Below are 13,382 nucleotides of genomic sequence, written 5' to 3'. Positions count from 1 at the left end.
CTCGAACCAATCACGGGCATTCGGAACAAGTATGTGATCTACGTCTCTCCGGTTCGCTCCCCCGCCCCCGCCGCCGCGCACCCGATGCCCGTCGGGGGCGGCGGGTGTCGGCGGCGCGGGCCCGGTCGCGGCTATTTTCCGGCTGAGCGCCGGGCCGCCGCGAAGGATTTCACGCCGAACCGCGCGAAGCTGGTCACCCGAACGGGTTTCCTGCTGGTCAGCCGTCCGGAACGGGCTTGCGGGGCAGCGGATTCCGCGGTCTCCGACGGCCGGATCGGCGGCGTATCGGCGGTTGCCGAGTTTGTGCGGAAAAGGCGCACTCGCGGTATCCGTCCGGGCCGATTCGATGGGGCGAGGACGGCTCGCGTCGCGAATCGGCACGTGCCCATTCGCGCCGATCGGCAAGATGTCGATCTATACGCGAAACAGCTTGACATGTAGCATAATTCACGCGACAGATCGTCGCCGGTGGTGATGGGATGCACCCCGGTGGTCGCCGAAAACCATTGTGCACCGGCTGAATTCCCGTGTGTTCCGCGACGCACAGCTGCAACGTTGCCGCTCCCTGCAAGACCGCGTCTCCCGAGACGTACTCCCCTTCAGTCGGGGCCATTGAATCGACGAAGGGACAACGAGCATGCAGCGGTCGGTCGCTCGAGACCGAGGCCGGGCAGCGGTCGTCATCGGTCCACAAGAACCCCAGCTCGCGCGGGGGGCGCGACTGGAGTGCGACAGTCTGGCGGCCGTATTGGCAGCCGACGAGGCACGACATCGGGTGGCACAGGCGATGGCGGTGCTGGGGGCGGCGTCCGACATCGAATTCGTCGCCGAACTTCTGGAGACGGATCCGGATTCGGTGCGCGAGACCGTCACCGAATTGGCCGCGATGGGGATGGTGGACGGGCAGCGGCTGCATCCGCCCGCGGTGGCGGCGCATCTGCTGCGCGCGATCCCGGCCGACGATCGCGCGAATCTGCACACCCGCGCGGCGGAGGTGCTGTATCGCAACGACTTTCCCGCCGCGGCGGTGGCCGCCCAGCTGGTGGCCGGTGGCGAACCGCGCAGCTCCTGGGCCGCGCAGGTACTCGTCGAGGCCGCCGACGAGGCGCTGGTCCACGACGATATCGACGGCGCCGCGCAACGATTGGAACTGGCGTATCGGGCCAGCCGCCGGGCGGGAGCGCGCGCCGCGATCGCCACCCGGCTGGTCTCGGTGGAACGCCGGGTCAATCCCTCGGCGCGCACGCGGAACTTCGCGCGCCTCAAGGCCGCGCTCTACACCGGCCGCGTCCCCGATACCGAACTGCCCACGGCCGTGCTGCACATGCTCTGGCACGGCAACACCCAGCACGCCGATCAGGCGCTGGCCCGGCTCGACCGCGACCCGCACCGCATCGTCGACCCGGCCGTCGACTTCCTCTGCGCCTGGCTGCGCTACACCCATCCGCCGCACGTCGACCGCCATCGCCGCCTGTTCGCGACCCGGGTCGGCGAGGGCGGGCGGGCCGCCTTCGACCGCCGCTCCCCGCATCGCCAGGCCGCCGACCTGCTCGGCGCGCAAACCGTGCAGCATCCGCCCGCCGAGATCGCCGGGCTGGCCCAGCGCATCCTGGCCGGGCACCGGCTGGCCGTCACCTCGGTGGAGGCGCTGGTCGCGGCCGTCGACAGCCTGATCTACGGCGACCATCTCGACACCGCCGACGCCTGGTGCACCTCGCTGCTCGCCGAGGCGCAGGCGCGCCGTGCGCCCACCTGGCGTTCGGTCTTCGCCGCGCTGCGTGCGGAGACGTTGCTGCGCAAGGGAAATCTCACCGGCGCGATCGAGAACGCCACGCTCGCCTTGAATCTCGTCCCGGCCGAACATCTCGGCGTCTGGGTCGGCCGCCCGATCGCGGTCCTGGTCCGGGCGCTGACCGCGCAGGGCAGGCACACCGAGGCCGCCGCGCAGCTGGGCCGCCCGGTGCCGCGGGCGATGTTCGAATCCCGGTTCGCGCTGCCGTATCTGCACGCCTGGGGTCAGCACTGTCTGGCGGCGGGACGGCCCGAGGAGGCGCTGCGGCAGTTCCGCCAGTGCGGAAACCTCATGCGCCAATGGCATCTCGACTTCGCGTGGCTGGTCCCTTGGCGCAACGATCTGGCCGCGGCCTATCTCGAGCTCGGCGACCAGCGCCGCGCCCAGACCCTGGCCACCATGCACCTGGAACTGATCGGCGGCGCGGACCGGCACCGCACCGGTTCGGTGTCGCTGCGGCTGCTCGCCGCGACCGGCGACCCGCACCGGCGGGTCATGCTGCTGCGCCGGGCGGTGGCGGTGGCCCGCGCGGGCGGCGACGACCACGAATTGGCCACGGCCCTCACCGAATTGGGCCGTGCCCACCGCGGCATCGGCGACGCCGACAAGGCCCGGCCGCTGCTGCGCGAGGCCGTGCGGCTGGCCGAGGCGTGCGGTTCGGTGCCGCTGGTCCGGCGACTACGCGGCGACCGAGCTCCCGCCGCGGGCCCGCGTCCCCGCGCGACCGCACGCAGCGCCGAAACCCTCAGCCCGGCCGAACGCCGCGTCGCGGAGCTGGCCGCGCTGGGCAAACGCAATCGCGACATCGCCGAATCGCTGGCCATCACCACGAGCACGGTCGAACAGCACCTGACCCGCGTCTACCGCAAACTCTCGGTGGCCCGGCGCGGTGACCTGCAATTCGCGCTGTCGGCACAGGCGACCGCGACGGCGGATTCGGCAGCGGGATGACACCCGCGCGGCGGTCCCGGCCCCTACCATGACCCGATGGACCCGCTGCTGACCAACCGACGGAACTGGGACGCTCGCGCGCCGATCCACGCCGCGAGCGAGTTCTACCGCGGCCACGAGCCGGGGTTCTGGTTCGCGCCGTTCGAATGGGATGTGCTCGGCGACGTGCGCGATCGCGACGTTGTGCACCTGCAATGTCATCTGGGCACGGAGACGGTCGAATTCGCGCGGCGCGGCGCCCGCGCGGTCGGCCTCGACTTCTCCGCCGAGTCCCTGCGCCACGCCCGCGAATTCGCCGGGGACGCCGTCGAATTCGTCTGCGCCGACGTGCACGACGCGGTGTCCGCGCTCGGCGGGGCGACGTTCGACATCGTGTACACCGGTAAGGGCGCGCTCTGCTACCTTCCGGACCTCACCCGCTGGGCGCGGGTGCTGGCCGGGCTGCTGCGGCCGGGCGGGCTGGTGTACATCGTCGAATTCCATCCGCTGCTGCACGCGCTGGGCCCGACGCCCCCGCCGGGCGCGGACCCGCGCGCGCTGCTGCTCCACGACGACTACCTCGCGGGCCGGGGCGCGCTGCGCCGCGACAGCCCGCACACCTACACCGACGGCCCGCCCCTGACCGGCGACACCACGGCCTACGAATGGCGGCACGGCCTCGGCGAGGTGATCACCGCCCTGCTGGCCGCCGGCCTGCGCATCACCGCGCTCACCGAGACCGAACTGCTCCCGTGGCCGCGCTTCCCGCAGATGGTGCCGACCGACAACGGCTGGTGGCGACTCCCGCCCGAGGAGCCGATCGTCCCCCTGCTCTACGGCCTCGCCGCTACTCGCTGATCGCGAAACCCGCCCCCCGCAACGCCGCCGCGGCCTCGGTGAGCCGCTCCTCGGGCACCAACACCAGATCCGCGTGATACGTCGACGCCACGAACACCGGAATCCCACTGTCCGCCAACGGATTCGCGAGCGCGCTCAAACTGTCGGGCCGCCGCGCCCCTCGCTCGGCCCCACCATAGAACCCGACCCACGTCTCCCCCTCCGCCCACGGCGGCGCCTCCCGCACCACGGTCAACCCCTCGGGCGCCCGCACCAACGCGATCCACTCGTCATCCTCGGGAAAGGTCGCCCGCGCCCAATGCTCGACCACGAACCGTGACGGCACCCTGTGCAACCGCTCAGCCATCCGGCCATCGTAGTGCCGCCCCACCGACCCGAACCCGAGCCCGGCAGCCACGCCGTCACACCCGCCCGTACCCCAGTTCTGGGGCTACGCCGTCACTCTCGATCCACCGGCCCGAGAACCCATCGCTCCACCTCGCCGACCGCCCGGCACAGCAGCTCCGGAGCCGTGCTGCCACAACCGATCCGAGCGCCCATCCACCAATTCGGGGCGACGCCGTCACACCCGCCCGACCACCCGATCCACCAGTTCCGGGGCCATGCCGAGATAGTCCTCCGGGCGCAGCAGGGCGGCGATCTGGTCGGCGTCGAAATGCTCACGCACGACCGGGTTCTCGGCCAGGACGGTGGCGAGGGTGCGGCCGCTCGCCTCGGCCTCGAAGGCGGCGGCCTGGAGTGCCTTCTTCGCCTCGACCCGGCCGAGCAGCGGGGTCAGGCGGATGGACAGGCGCTCCGAGACCAGTTGGCCCCGGCTCGCCGCGAGGACGCGGCCCATCCGGTCGGCGTCCGCGGTCAGCCCGGCCGCCAGTTCGGCCGCGGTGTGCGCGGCGCCCGCCACCAGCAGCAGGCACTCCCGCAGCGGCTGCCACTCGGCGTGCCAGGCGCCGGGCGACCGTTCGTCCTCGGCGAGCATGGCCGCGTACAGCGTGGACGCCAGCGCGGGCACCTGCATTCCGGCCGCGCGGATCATGGTGGCCAGCACGGGATTGCGCTTCTGCGGCATGGCCGAGGACTCGCCCCGCCCGGCCGCGCCCGGCTCGGCCACCTCCATGATCTCGGTGCGCGCCTGGGTGATGACGTCGACGGCGAATTTGCCCAGCGCGCCCGAGGTGATCGACAGCGCGGCGGCCAGATCCGCGATCGGCGTGCGCACGCTGTGCCAGGGCGCGTCGGCGCGGGCCAGGGACAACTCCCCCGCGAACTCCTCGGTGAGCCGGGTGTAGATCCGCTCGGCCGGGGCGTCCGCCAGTTCCCCGCCGCTGTCGCGGACGCATTCCAGATAGGACGCGAATGTGCCCGCCGCCCCGCCCAATTGGACCGGCAGCCCGTCGGCCCGCACCCGCCGCAGCCGGTCGCGGGCGTCGAGCACGCCCTGGAGCCAGGTCGCCACCCGCGCCCCGAACGTCGTGGGCACCGCGTGCATGCCAAGGGTCCGCGCGGCCATCGGGGTGTCGCGGTGGCGGCGGGCGAGGTCGGCGAGGGAGTCCGCGGTCGACTCCAGATCCGCGACGATCGCCGTCACCACCCGCGCGGCGACGAGCATGGTGGCGGTATCGAGAATGTCCTGACTCGTCGAACCCCAATGCACGTACATCGCCGACGCGGGATCGGCCGCGGCCACCACCGCCTGCAACTGCTGAACGAAGACCACCACCGGATTGGCCGCGCCCCGAGCGGCTTCCGCGATCACCGCGGCGTCGAACCGATGGTCGCGCACGGCCGCGGTGATGTGCTCGACCGCCTCGACCGGGACGATGCCCAGCCGCGCCTGCGCCCGCGCGAGCGCGAGCTCCACCTCGAGCATGGCCTCGAGCCACGCGTCGTCGGACACCAGTTCCGCCGCCGGCACCCCCGCCCGGACGGGGGCGAGCAGGCCCTTGTCGATGCTCATGGACATCAATCCTTTCGCTGCAATATCGAACGGGCGATGCTGTCGCTGTCCGACAATGTCACCGAGTCGACACCGGGTCGCGGCCCGGCGGCGGTCACCCAGTGCACGGCCTCGGTCGGCACACCCAGCGCGTACCTGCGCGGATGCGGCCGCCCGGCGTCGTCGACGACGGCATGGGAATCCGGGGCCACGGTGAGACCGCCGGTGCGATACGGGTCCCCGCCCGGATCGGCGATGGCGTAGCCACGAATCTCCTTGCGATGCAGCATATTACGCAACAACTCATCCCCCGTGGCACGCAGATCCGGTTCGGGCAGCCACGCGTCGATCAGCGCCACCCCGGTGACGGCCGACCCGTCGACCAGCGGAGACTCCGTCACGAAACACCCCGCCTCGGCGTCGAGCCGCACCCGCATCCCCGGCCCCACGATCCGGACCACCTCGGCGCGGATGAGCGCGGCCAACTCCGCGATGCGCCCGGCGGGAGGGCCGATGGAGAGGAAGGCGTTCAGCGGCGTGTACCACCCGTCGAGATCGTCGCGGTAGGAGCTGCCGGTGATGCCGCCGTGGTCGACGATCAGCCGGACCTCGTTGCGCAGATCCCGCAGCACGTCCAGCGCCGCCTTGACCGGTCCGTCCACATTGCCGAGCCGCGCGTGGCGCACGTCGGCGTCCAGGTAGGCGAGCAGCCAATCCCGGAAGGCGTCCGGATCGGCGAACCGCCGCCCGCCCGTGGGGTCGGCCACCAGCGCCCAGTCCCAGTGATCGCGCTCGTCGATCCGGTATTCCCGCAACAGTTTCCGCACCTCGTCCGCGGTCGGCGCGTCCAGATAGCGCGCGTGGAACCACCGGCGCTCGCGCGGGCTGATCCGGTCGGCGATGAGTCGCGCGTAGTACACGGCCTCCACCTCCCGCGCGACCAGCGGCCAGACATCGCGCCGGAACGACACGTCCCCGAATCGATCCGCGCGCCTGCGCAATTCGGCGATCCGCCCCGAATCCAGCAGCATGGGCACGTGCCTGCCCTCGACGCCCTTCTGATTCTCCCCGCGCGCGTGGTGCGGCACCCCGCGACGGCAGCCCGCCACGATCAGCGGCTCCCGGCCGGACGGAATGTACTCCAGTTCGCCCGCGATCGCGGACGCCTTGAAATATCCGCCGCGGCCGACCGTCAACAGGGCCATGTAGTCGAAGAAGGTCAACCCGAGCCCGCGGATGATCGTCGTGCCGCGCTCGGGTACGCGCTCGACATCGATGTCCGCGGCATTGCCGGGCGCGAGATAGGTCAGCCCCAGCCGCGCCGATTCCGCCGCGAGCGTGGCCGAATGCGGCGAATGCCGCAGCGGCACATGGCCTTGCGCGAGCACCACGGCGTGCAGCGCACCGATGCGCCGCCCGTCGCTCAGCTCCAGCTCCTGGAGTCCGTCCGCCCGGTCGCGGAGATCCACGACGGTTCCGACGATCTCGTGCGCGCGCACCCGCGACGCGGCCCGGTCGCGGGTGCGCCGATACGCCCAGCGCAGATAGTGCCCGTAGAAGGCACGGGTCGGGTACGTGTCCGGTGCGGTGCGCCGGGCCTCGGCCAGGACCTCCTCGGGCAGCCCCGCGAAGTCGTCGATCTTGGTCAGGAAGTTCGCCCATTCGTAGAGGCTGGGCCCGGCCTCGACCGGACCCGCCATAGTCACGCTCTCGTCGGTGAAGATCGTGACCTGGGCGGCGACGGTGTTCATCAGCAGATGCGGGGACTGGTCGGTGCGCCACACCGCCCCCGTGCCGATGCTGGTGGAATCGATGAGGTACACCTCGACCGAATCGCGGTCGCCACCGCGTCGTACGTTCGCGCACAACCGCTCGAAAACGCTCAGACCCCGGGGTCCCCCGCCTACGATCGCGATGCGCGGTGTCGATGCATCGTGAATTGCAACCTCCGACGTGCCGTCGGCCCCGCAGACCGGAGCCGCATGAGTTCGGTGAGCCGACGTCGTTGTCGTGTCCGAGGGGCTCTTGATATTGCGCCCGAAATGTCGACGTTTCGCAAGTAGCAATCTGCTGCCAGGGCTGAAGCAGAACGACCAGTTGGATTATCGCAAATGCCGGCGACCCACCCCGGCTAATGACAGCACCTCGGCACACCGTTCGGCCACCGAACAGCTCTCGGCGGGACGAGCGGTGTTGATTGTTACCTCCAGGAAACAACCGGGCAAGGCCCCTGGCAAACCCGAGGAATACGAGCGAGAAGACCCTCCCAGGGGGCCTGGCAACGCCCCCGCAGCCCTGTTCACCAGCAATGATACGAGAATGGCATGGAAATCTTATAGTGTGACTTGGATCACTTTGCGCTCACTTCAACATGCAATACGGCAAGATCAATCATCGCAACGGGGCACACAATACGTAGCATCGGAATAGTCGTCGGAACCGGGGGTTCCGCTCGTCGGTATTCTCGCAAGGGGGGTGGAAGCACCCGGCCGCGTGCGCGCGCCCGGAACATGAGACGTCATCTCATCGGAATGTGGGGCATGCATTTCCGTAGCCGAAAGCGAGTGTCTCGATGGATCCTATGCTTCACCCTCAATCCCGCCCCGCCGAATCGCGCCCGTCGCTGGCCGCGCTCACCAACCGGCAGCGCGAGGTCGCCGTTCTCGTCTCCCGCGGCATGACCAACCGCATGATCGCCAGTCATCTCGGCATCGCGGAGTGGACGGTCGTCAACCACCTCCGCCAGGTGATGCTGCGCCTGCGCTGCCCGTCCCGCCTGCACGTCGCCCTCGTCGTGCAACGCGAACAGGGCTCGGAGACGGCCTGATCCGAGGGTCCGTACCGTCATCGGTATGAGCGAACGGATGGTGGTCATCGGCGCCGACGCCGCGGGCATGTCGGCGGCCTCCCAGGCCCGGCGTCTGAAGTCGAACGACGAACTCGAGATCGTGGTGTTCGACCGCGGCAACTTCACCTCCTACTCGGCCTGCGGCATCCCGTACTGGGTGGGCGGCCAGGTCGACTCCCGCGACCAGCTGATCGCCCGGACGCCCGAGGAACACCGGTCCCGCGACATCGACCTCCGCTTGCGCACGGAGGCCGTGGAACTGGACGTTCCCGGCACCCGGGTCAGGGTTCGCGACCTCGCGACCGGCGACGAAACCTGGTGGCACTACGACAAACTCGTCCTCGCCACCGGCGCCACCCCCATCCGCCCCTCGCTCCCCGGAATCGACGCGCCCGGCGTCCACGGCGTGCAGACCCTGGACGACGGGCAGGCGTTGCTCGACACGCTGGACTCGACCCCCGGCCGCCGCGCGGTGGTGGTCGGGGCCGGGTACATCGGCGTGGAAATGGCCGAGGCGCTGATCAATCGGGGCTTCGAGGTCACCATGATCAACCGTGGCGCCGAGCCGATGTCCACACTGGACCCCGATATGGGCGTGTTGATCCGGAAAGCCATGGAGGGCATGGGGATTCGGGTAGTCGGCAACGCGGAGGTGACCGAGATCCTGACGGACTCCGGTCGGGCTCGCGGCGTCGCCACCGCCGAGGACGAGTACCCGGCGGATGTGGTGGTGCTGGGGTTGGGAGTTCGGCCCGCCACCGAGCTGGCTCGGGCGGCCGGGCTTCCGGTGGGCTTGAACGACGGGTTGTTGACGGATATGTCCATGCGGGTCCGTGATCACGAGAACATCTGGGCGGGTGGCGATTGCGTCGAGGTGCTGGATCTGGTCTCCGGCGCTCGCCGACACATCCCGCTCGGCACGCACGCCAACAAGCACGGGCAGATCATCGGGTTCAACGTCGGCGGCGACTACGCGACGTTCCCCGGCGTCGTCGGCACCGCCGTGAGCAAGGTGTGTGACCTGGAGGTCGCTCGAACCGGGCTCCGGGAGCGGGATGCGCACCGCGCCGGGTTGAAGTTCCACACCGCGGTCATCGAATCCACCAGTCGCGCAGGGTATTTCCCCGGCGCCGCACCCATGACGGTGAAGATGCTCGCGGAACGGCGGACCGGACGTTTGCTGGGTGCGCAGATCGTGGGGCGCGAGGGCGCGGGCAAGCGCATCGACATCGCGGCGGTGGCGTTGACCGCGAGAATGACTGTCGAGCAGATGATCTCGCTGGACCTGGGCTATGCCCCACCGTTCTCGCCGGTCTGGGATCCGGTCCTCGTCGCGGCCCGCAAGGTCTGGGGAGCCGTACGCCAGGGAAGTTGAATCGAGTACCTCGATACGCATGCCACACCGCACCCGTTCTGGGACCTTGGGGGACAAGGACCGCCCGCCGACAGCGGCCCACACCCAGAGGACATCCCGTGGCGAAACTGACGTACCCAGACCTCGACGAGGGCGAGCGCCTCCTCTACGACGAACTCCTCACCGCGCGCACCGCCCTCCCGAAATCCGACCTCCGCCTCACCAGAGCCCACTCCGGCAACCCCCTCCGAGCTCCCCTCGGCCGCCTGTGGCAACAGATCCTCGCCTACGACCCCACCCCGCAGCCCGAACTCCACCTCCTCCGATACCTCATCGAAACCGCCGAAAAGCACGACTGCACGACGGTCGATTGCGCGACGTTCCCATCATTGGGCAAATTCCGGCGGCCGATTCTGAGCCCGATCGTGGGGCGGGAGGTCGAGGTGTCGACGCTGCGGAATATGTATGACGTTTGGTCGCAGACTATTTGACGGCGCGGCACCGCACAATATCCCTCTCTCGAATAGCGCTCGTGGCGGTTCAATGAATGGACAGGATTTCGCGATGCTGAATCGGTACGGTCGGGTAGGTAGTATCGCCGGGTGGACCGCCGTCGATATTCGCCCGCTGCGGCGCCGCGACCGTGTGTGGCGGCACGTACGGGTGATCAAGGTGATCACCTCGATTCGGACTCCGGACGTCGAATCGGTGCGCGCCCGATTGAAGAAATGCGCCCATCGGCACGGCGATGACATCAGATGGCGTCTGCTCGATATCGACCGGGGAGTCAGTGGCCGTCCGTCCGCCGATCGCGCGGACGAGTTCATTCGCGCGCTGGTGGTTTCCTCGGCGGACGAATCGCCGCCGATATCCGCGAATCGAGACAACGATCGACGCGACGGGCTCCCGTTCAGATTGACGATCGGCCACGATTGGGCCGAGATCCGCTATTCACACGCGCTCGGGGACGCCGTATCGACCTGGAGTTTCATCGGATTCCTCCTCGACACCGAGCCCGCGCCCTTTCCGACAGTCAACCGACCAGCGTTCGCACCGATTCCACGCGCGCTGCTGAACTCGTTCGGGCGCTCGCCCTTTCGCATCGCCAGGGCCATCCGCGTACAGCGGGAACTCGCTCGTCCGGTGCGTCATCCCGCTGTTTGCGACTCTCCGACCGGCGACGACCACCGCTTCGACGTGGCGGCGGCGACCAGTGACGCCGGGTTCCTGAACAGGATGCGCGAGGAGCGCGACCGTCGCTGTCCGGCGGCGACGATCATGTCGATCCTCTCGGTCCGCGCAATAACCTTGTTCCGGTCCCAGGGCATCGTGATCGCCCCCCGAATGGTGATGATGATCGATATGCGCCGCTACCTCCCCGCGCGAATGGCCGTCGACGGAAATTTCAGCTGGTCGAAATCAATCCCCACGCCGCCGAATGACCCGAGTGAACTGGCCGGTCGAGTATCGAAGATTCTCGACTCCGGCCTCCCGCTCTTGATATTCTGCCGCGCTGTGCACTCGCGCAGAGAACACCGCAAGGCCAAACCCTCCCCTCCCACCGAATCACCGACCACACATTTGATGATGTCGTACGGCAGCAAATGGCTCACCCCACCGTCCCCCGCCCAGAAATCCCCACCGCGCATCCTCATGTTCCTCCCACCCCCAGGTCCCGATTTCATCGGCGTCAACATCATCGAAGCCGCCGACCGCGTACACGTCTCGGTGAACTATCGAAACGACATCCTGGACCGTGAGTCCGCCAATCTGATAGCCCAGGGCCTGGTCGCCGAGCCGGATCCGGCACCGGCGGATCCATCCGCAACTCCCCGCCACCCCTCGGCCTAGAGCCCCCTGGAAATCCAGGCCCTGGGCTCACCCCATGGGCAATGAACTGGCATTCCCCCGCGGACCCAGGTCAGTTGAGCGGAACGCTGTAGCCGCCATCGACGGGGCGTGGCGGCCGGAGCGCTCCCGTCCGGATGGTGGTCGGTGAGGGCGCAGCGCGGCACATCGGTCCGAGCGACCGCTCACTCTCAACCAGCACCCACGAGCGCCGGGCGGATCGCTTCCCGCATGTCGGCGATCTGTGGGTTGCGGTCGTAATGGGCAGCCAGCGCATCCAGATCCCGCAGACGTGTGCGGCAGCGTTGTGAGGACACCGAATTCACGGCGACGGCTGCCTCGCGACCGTAGGCTGCGGCCGCCTCATAATCGCCAGCACGCAGGCACGCAGCGGTCAACGTCGGCAACTGGCTGGCCCGGCTGTGGGCGTGCTCGGGCGTATGGCTGTTGACCGCGGTGGTCAGCGGATCGATGGCCGCGGAAGCAGCAGCGGGGTCGGTCAACGACAGCAGGAAATACGCAGTCCCTACCCCCGCGGAGATTTCCGCCGGAGTGATGTATGACGTCCAGGAGTGCGTGTTGTCGGCATTACTCGCTGTGTACTGCTCCTGGGCGGTGCCGAGGGCACGTCGCATCTGTTCGGTCTCACCGAGAAGCGCCCAACACGAGGCGGTCTCGTCCGAGAGAAACCCTGCCGTGATCGCGCCGACCGGGTGCTTGCGGGTACTTGCCGTCGTTGCCGCGAGATTGGCGAGTGACAGCGCTTCCTTGCGCCGTTGATCGTCGCCGTGCCGCACGTTCAGCGGATGCCAGAGGTGCCTGGACTGGTGGATCATGTCCAGTAGGATGCTCACGGCCAGATCGGTGCTGCGCGGGTCGGCTTGTCCTCGGTGCGTGAGATCGAGTGCGTAGGTCCACAAGCGGCGTGCTGTGTCATGGTCTTCGGCGTCACAGCAAAGCCAGCCCGTGATCGCCGCCAGCTCGGCGGCGGCGATCCAGTAGCGAATGCGGATCTCTTCGCTGCAACTGGCGGTTTCCAGAGCGCGTACTTGCTGGACTTGAGCGAGCGCCGCCATCCGACAGAGTCCGCCACCGTGAGCCATGTCCCAGCGGCGGAACGCCGCGCTGATGGCCTCGATCGCATCGATGTCGGCCGCGCCGAGGCTGGTACGCGTCACCGGTGCCGCCTCGCCGGGCAGTGCGTTGCCCAAGCGCGCCAGTTCCGGGTGCAGGCTGGAACCGAGGGTGGCGGCAGTCGCCAGGATCAGGAAGTCGCGTCGATCCATCCAGCTCACCTCCTCCCTTGCCAGGGTACCGTCCAGTTCGGGCGTGAAGCCGAGAAGATGGGCCGGGATGCTCAACCGGGCGGCGATCCGCGCAACCAGCTTGATATGCCCAATGTTTCGCTCACCGCGTTCGACCGCGGATATGCGGGACTGACTCAAATCGAGCAAGGCGCCCAGCTGCATCTGACTGAGCCCCGCCTTTTTGCGCACTGCGACGAACACCGTCCCGAAGTCGTAGCGCGCCAAGGCGTTTCGAATCGTCGGATCGTTGTAGAGGTTCGGAGGTATCGGCTGCGAGAGGCCAGCCGCCCGAAGGCATGAAGCACACAGGTTGCCCGTTGCGGGCACACTCATGGTTTTCCCACAGAGGCCACAGCTCGAATTCCCCACGTTCGTAGCGCCTTTCGGTCCACTGGCAGGTTTCACCGACCAGCCTAATACTCCAGCCGGACTTCGTGATCGATGGTGTTGCTGGTCAGTGGGCTGGACGTGGAGCGGCCACCGCGTGATCATGTCGTGTTTGTGTGTGACAC

At 68.8% G+C, this 13,382-nt stretch carries 10 protein-coding genes; 6 read left to right on the top strand and 4 right to left on the bottom strand.

The features are described 5' to 3' along the window. Positions 1–775: 775 nt before the first annotated feature. A complete protein-coding gene (locus ACFYTQ_RS36880; protein WP_387370955.1) occupies positions 776–2,743 on the top strand; it encodes a LuxR C-terminal-related transcriptional regulator in 1,968 nt (655 codons plus the stop codon). A 36-nt stretch (positions 2,744–2,779) separates the two neighbouring features. Next, entirely contained in the window at positions 2,780–3,580 is an 801-nt protein-coding gene (locus ACFYTQ_RS36875; protein WP_387370953.1) for a class I SAM-dependent methyltransferase, read from the top strand. Here ACFYTQ_RS36875 and ACFYTQ_RS36870 read toward each other — a convergent pair. The 3 genes from ACFYTQ_RS36870 to ACFYTQ_RS36860 all read right to left on the bottom strand — a co-directional run bounded on the left by ACFYTQ_RS36870 (position 3,570) and on the right by ACFYTQ_RS36860 (position 7,423). Next, the gene (locus ACFYTQ_RS36870) at positions 3,570–3,926 is read right to left on the bottom strand and encodes an ACT domain-containing protein (RefSeq protein ID WP_387370951.1); all 357 of its coding nucleotides are present in this window, start codon (positions 3,924–3,926) and stop codon (positions 3,570–3,572) included. The genes ACFYTQ_RS36875 and ACFYTQ_RS36870 overlap by 11 nt on opposite strands. A 216-nt stretch (positions 3,927–4,142) precedes the next feature. Beyond that, positions 4,143–5,534 carry a 3-carboxy-cis,cis-muconate cycloisomerase gene (pcaB, locus tag ACFYTQ_RS36865; protein ID WP_387370949.1) on the bottom strand — a complete coding sequence of 464 codons (1,392 nt, stop codon included), beginning with the start codon at positions 5,532–5,534 and terminating at the stop codon, positions 4,143–4,145. A 5-nt stretch (positions 5,535–5,539) separates the two neighbouring features. Continuing rightward, entirely contained in the window at positions 5,540–7,423 is a 1,884-nt protein-coding gene (locus ACFYTQ_RS36860) for an FAD/NAD(P)-binding protein (protein ID WP_387371014.1), read from the bottom strand. Between the two features lie 662 nt (positions 7,424–8,085). On the opposite strand from ACFYTQ_RS36860, the gene ACFYTQ_RS36855 reads away from it, so the two are divergent. From ACFYTQ_RS36855 to ACFYTQ_RS36840, 4 genes are all read left to right on the top strand, one after another. After that, positions 8,086–8,340 (top strand): helix-turn-helix transcriptional regulator, encoded by a 255-nt coding sequence (locus ACFYTQ_RS36855; RefSeq protein ID WP_387370947.1) that lies wholly within the window; start codon positions 8,086–8,088, stop codon positions 8,338–8,340. A 25-nt stretch (positions 8,341–8,365) separates the two neighbouring features. Then, a complete protein-coding gene (locus tag ACFYTQ_RS36850; RefSeq protein ID WP_387370945.1) occupies positions 8,366–9,736 on the top strand; it encodes an FAD-dependent oxidoreductase in 1,371 nt (456 codons plus the stop codon). Between the two features lie 98 nt (positions 9,737–9,834). After that, positions 9,835–10,206: a hypothetical protein gene (locus ACFYTQ_RS36845; protein ID WP_387370943.1), complete on the top strand. Its 372-nt coding sequence runs from the start codon at positions 9,835–9,837 to the stop codon at positions 10,204–10,206. Then, the gene (locus ACFYTQ_RS36840; RefSeq protein ID WP_387370941.1) at positions 10,181–11,566 is read left to right on the top strand and encodes a hypothetical protein; all 1,386 of its coding nucleotides are present in this window, start codon (positions 10,181–10,183) and stop codon (positions 11,564–11,566) included. Before ACFYTQ_RS36845 ends, ACFYTQ_RS36840 begins: the two co-directional genes overlap by 26 nt. A gap of 188 nt (positions 11,567–11,754) precedes the next feature. Here ACFYTQ_RS36840 and ACFYTQ_RS36835 read toward each other — a convergent pair whose 3' ends face one another. After that, positions 11,755–13,203, bottom strand: a complete 1,449-nt coding sequence (locus ACFYTQ_RS36835) for a helix-turn-helix domain-containing protein (protein WP_387370939.1) — start codon at positions 13,201–13,203, stop codon at positions 11,755–11,757. Positions 13,204–13,382 lie beyond the last annotated feature (179 nt).

Origin of the sequence: Nocardia sp. NPDC004068 (assembly GCF_042874315.1) — a bacterium.
Lineage (GTDB): Bacteria > Actinomycetota > Actinomycetes > Mycobacteriales > Mycobacteriaceae > Nocardia.
The sequence above is the reverse complement of the archived record's forward strand: the minus strand, read 5'-3'. Positions and strand labels throughout refer to the sequence as shown.

What these genes read in the sequence shown, in the direction of transcription:
- ACFYTQ_RS36835 (WP_387370939.1), bottom strand. Translation starts at nt 13,203, where the DNA reads ATGAGTGTGCCCGCAACGGGCAACCTGTGTGCTTCATGCCTTCGGGCG.
- pcaB (WP_387370949.1), bottom strand. Translation starts at nt 5,534, where the DNA reads ATGAGCATCGACAAGGGCCTGCTCGCCCCCGTCCGGGCGGGGGTGCCG.
- ACFYTQ_RS36875 (WP_387370953.1), top strand. Translation starts at nt 2,780, where the DNA reads ATGGACCCGCTGCTGACCAACCGACGGAACTGGGACGCTCGCGCGCCG.
- ACFYTQ_RS36870 (WP_387370951.1), bottom strand. Translation starts at nt 3,926, where the DNA reads ATGGCTGAGCGGTTGCACAGGGTGCCGTCACGGTTCGTGGTCGAGCAT.
- ACFYTQ_RS36855 (WP_387370947.1), top strand. Translation starts at nt 8,086, where the DNA reads ATGGATCCTATGCTTCACCCTCAATCCCGCCCCGCCGAATCGCGCCCG.
- ACFYTQ_RS36850 (WP_387370945.1), top strand. Translation starts at nt 8,366, where the DNA reads ATGAGCGAACGGATGGTGGTCATCGGCGCCGACGCCGCGGGCATGTCG.
- ACFYTQ_RS36840 (WP_387370941.1), top strand. Translation starts at nt 10,181, where the DNA reads ATGACGTTTGGTCGCAGACTATTTGACGGCGCGGCACCGCACAATATC.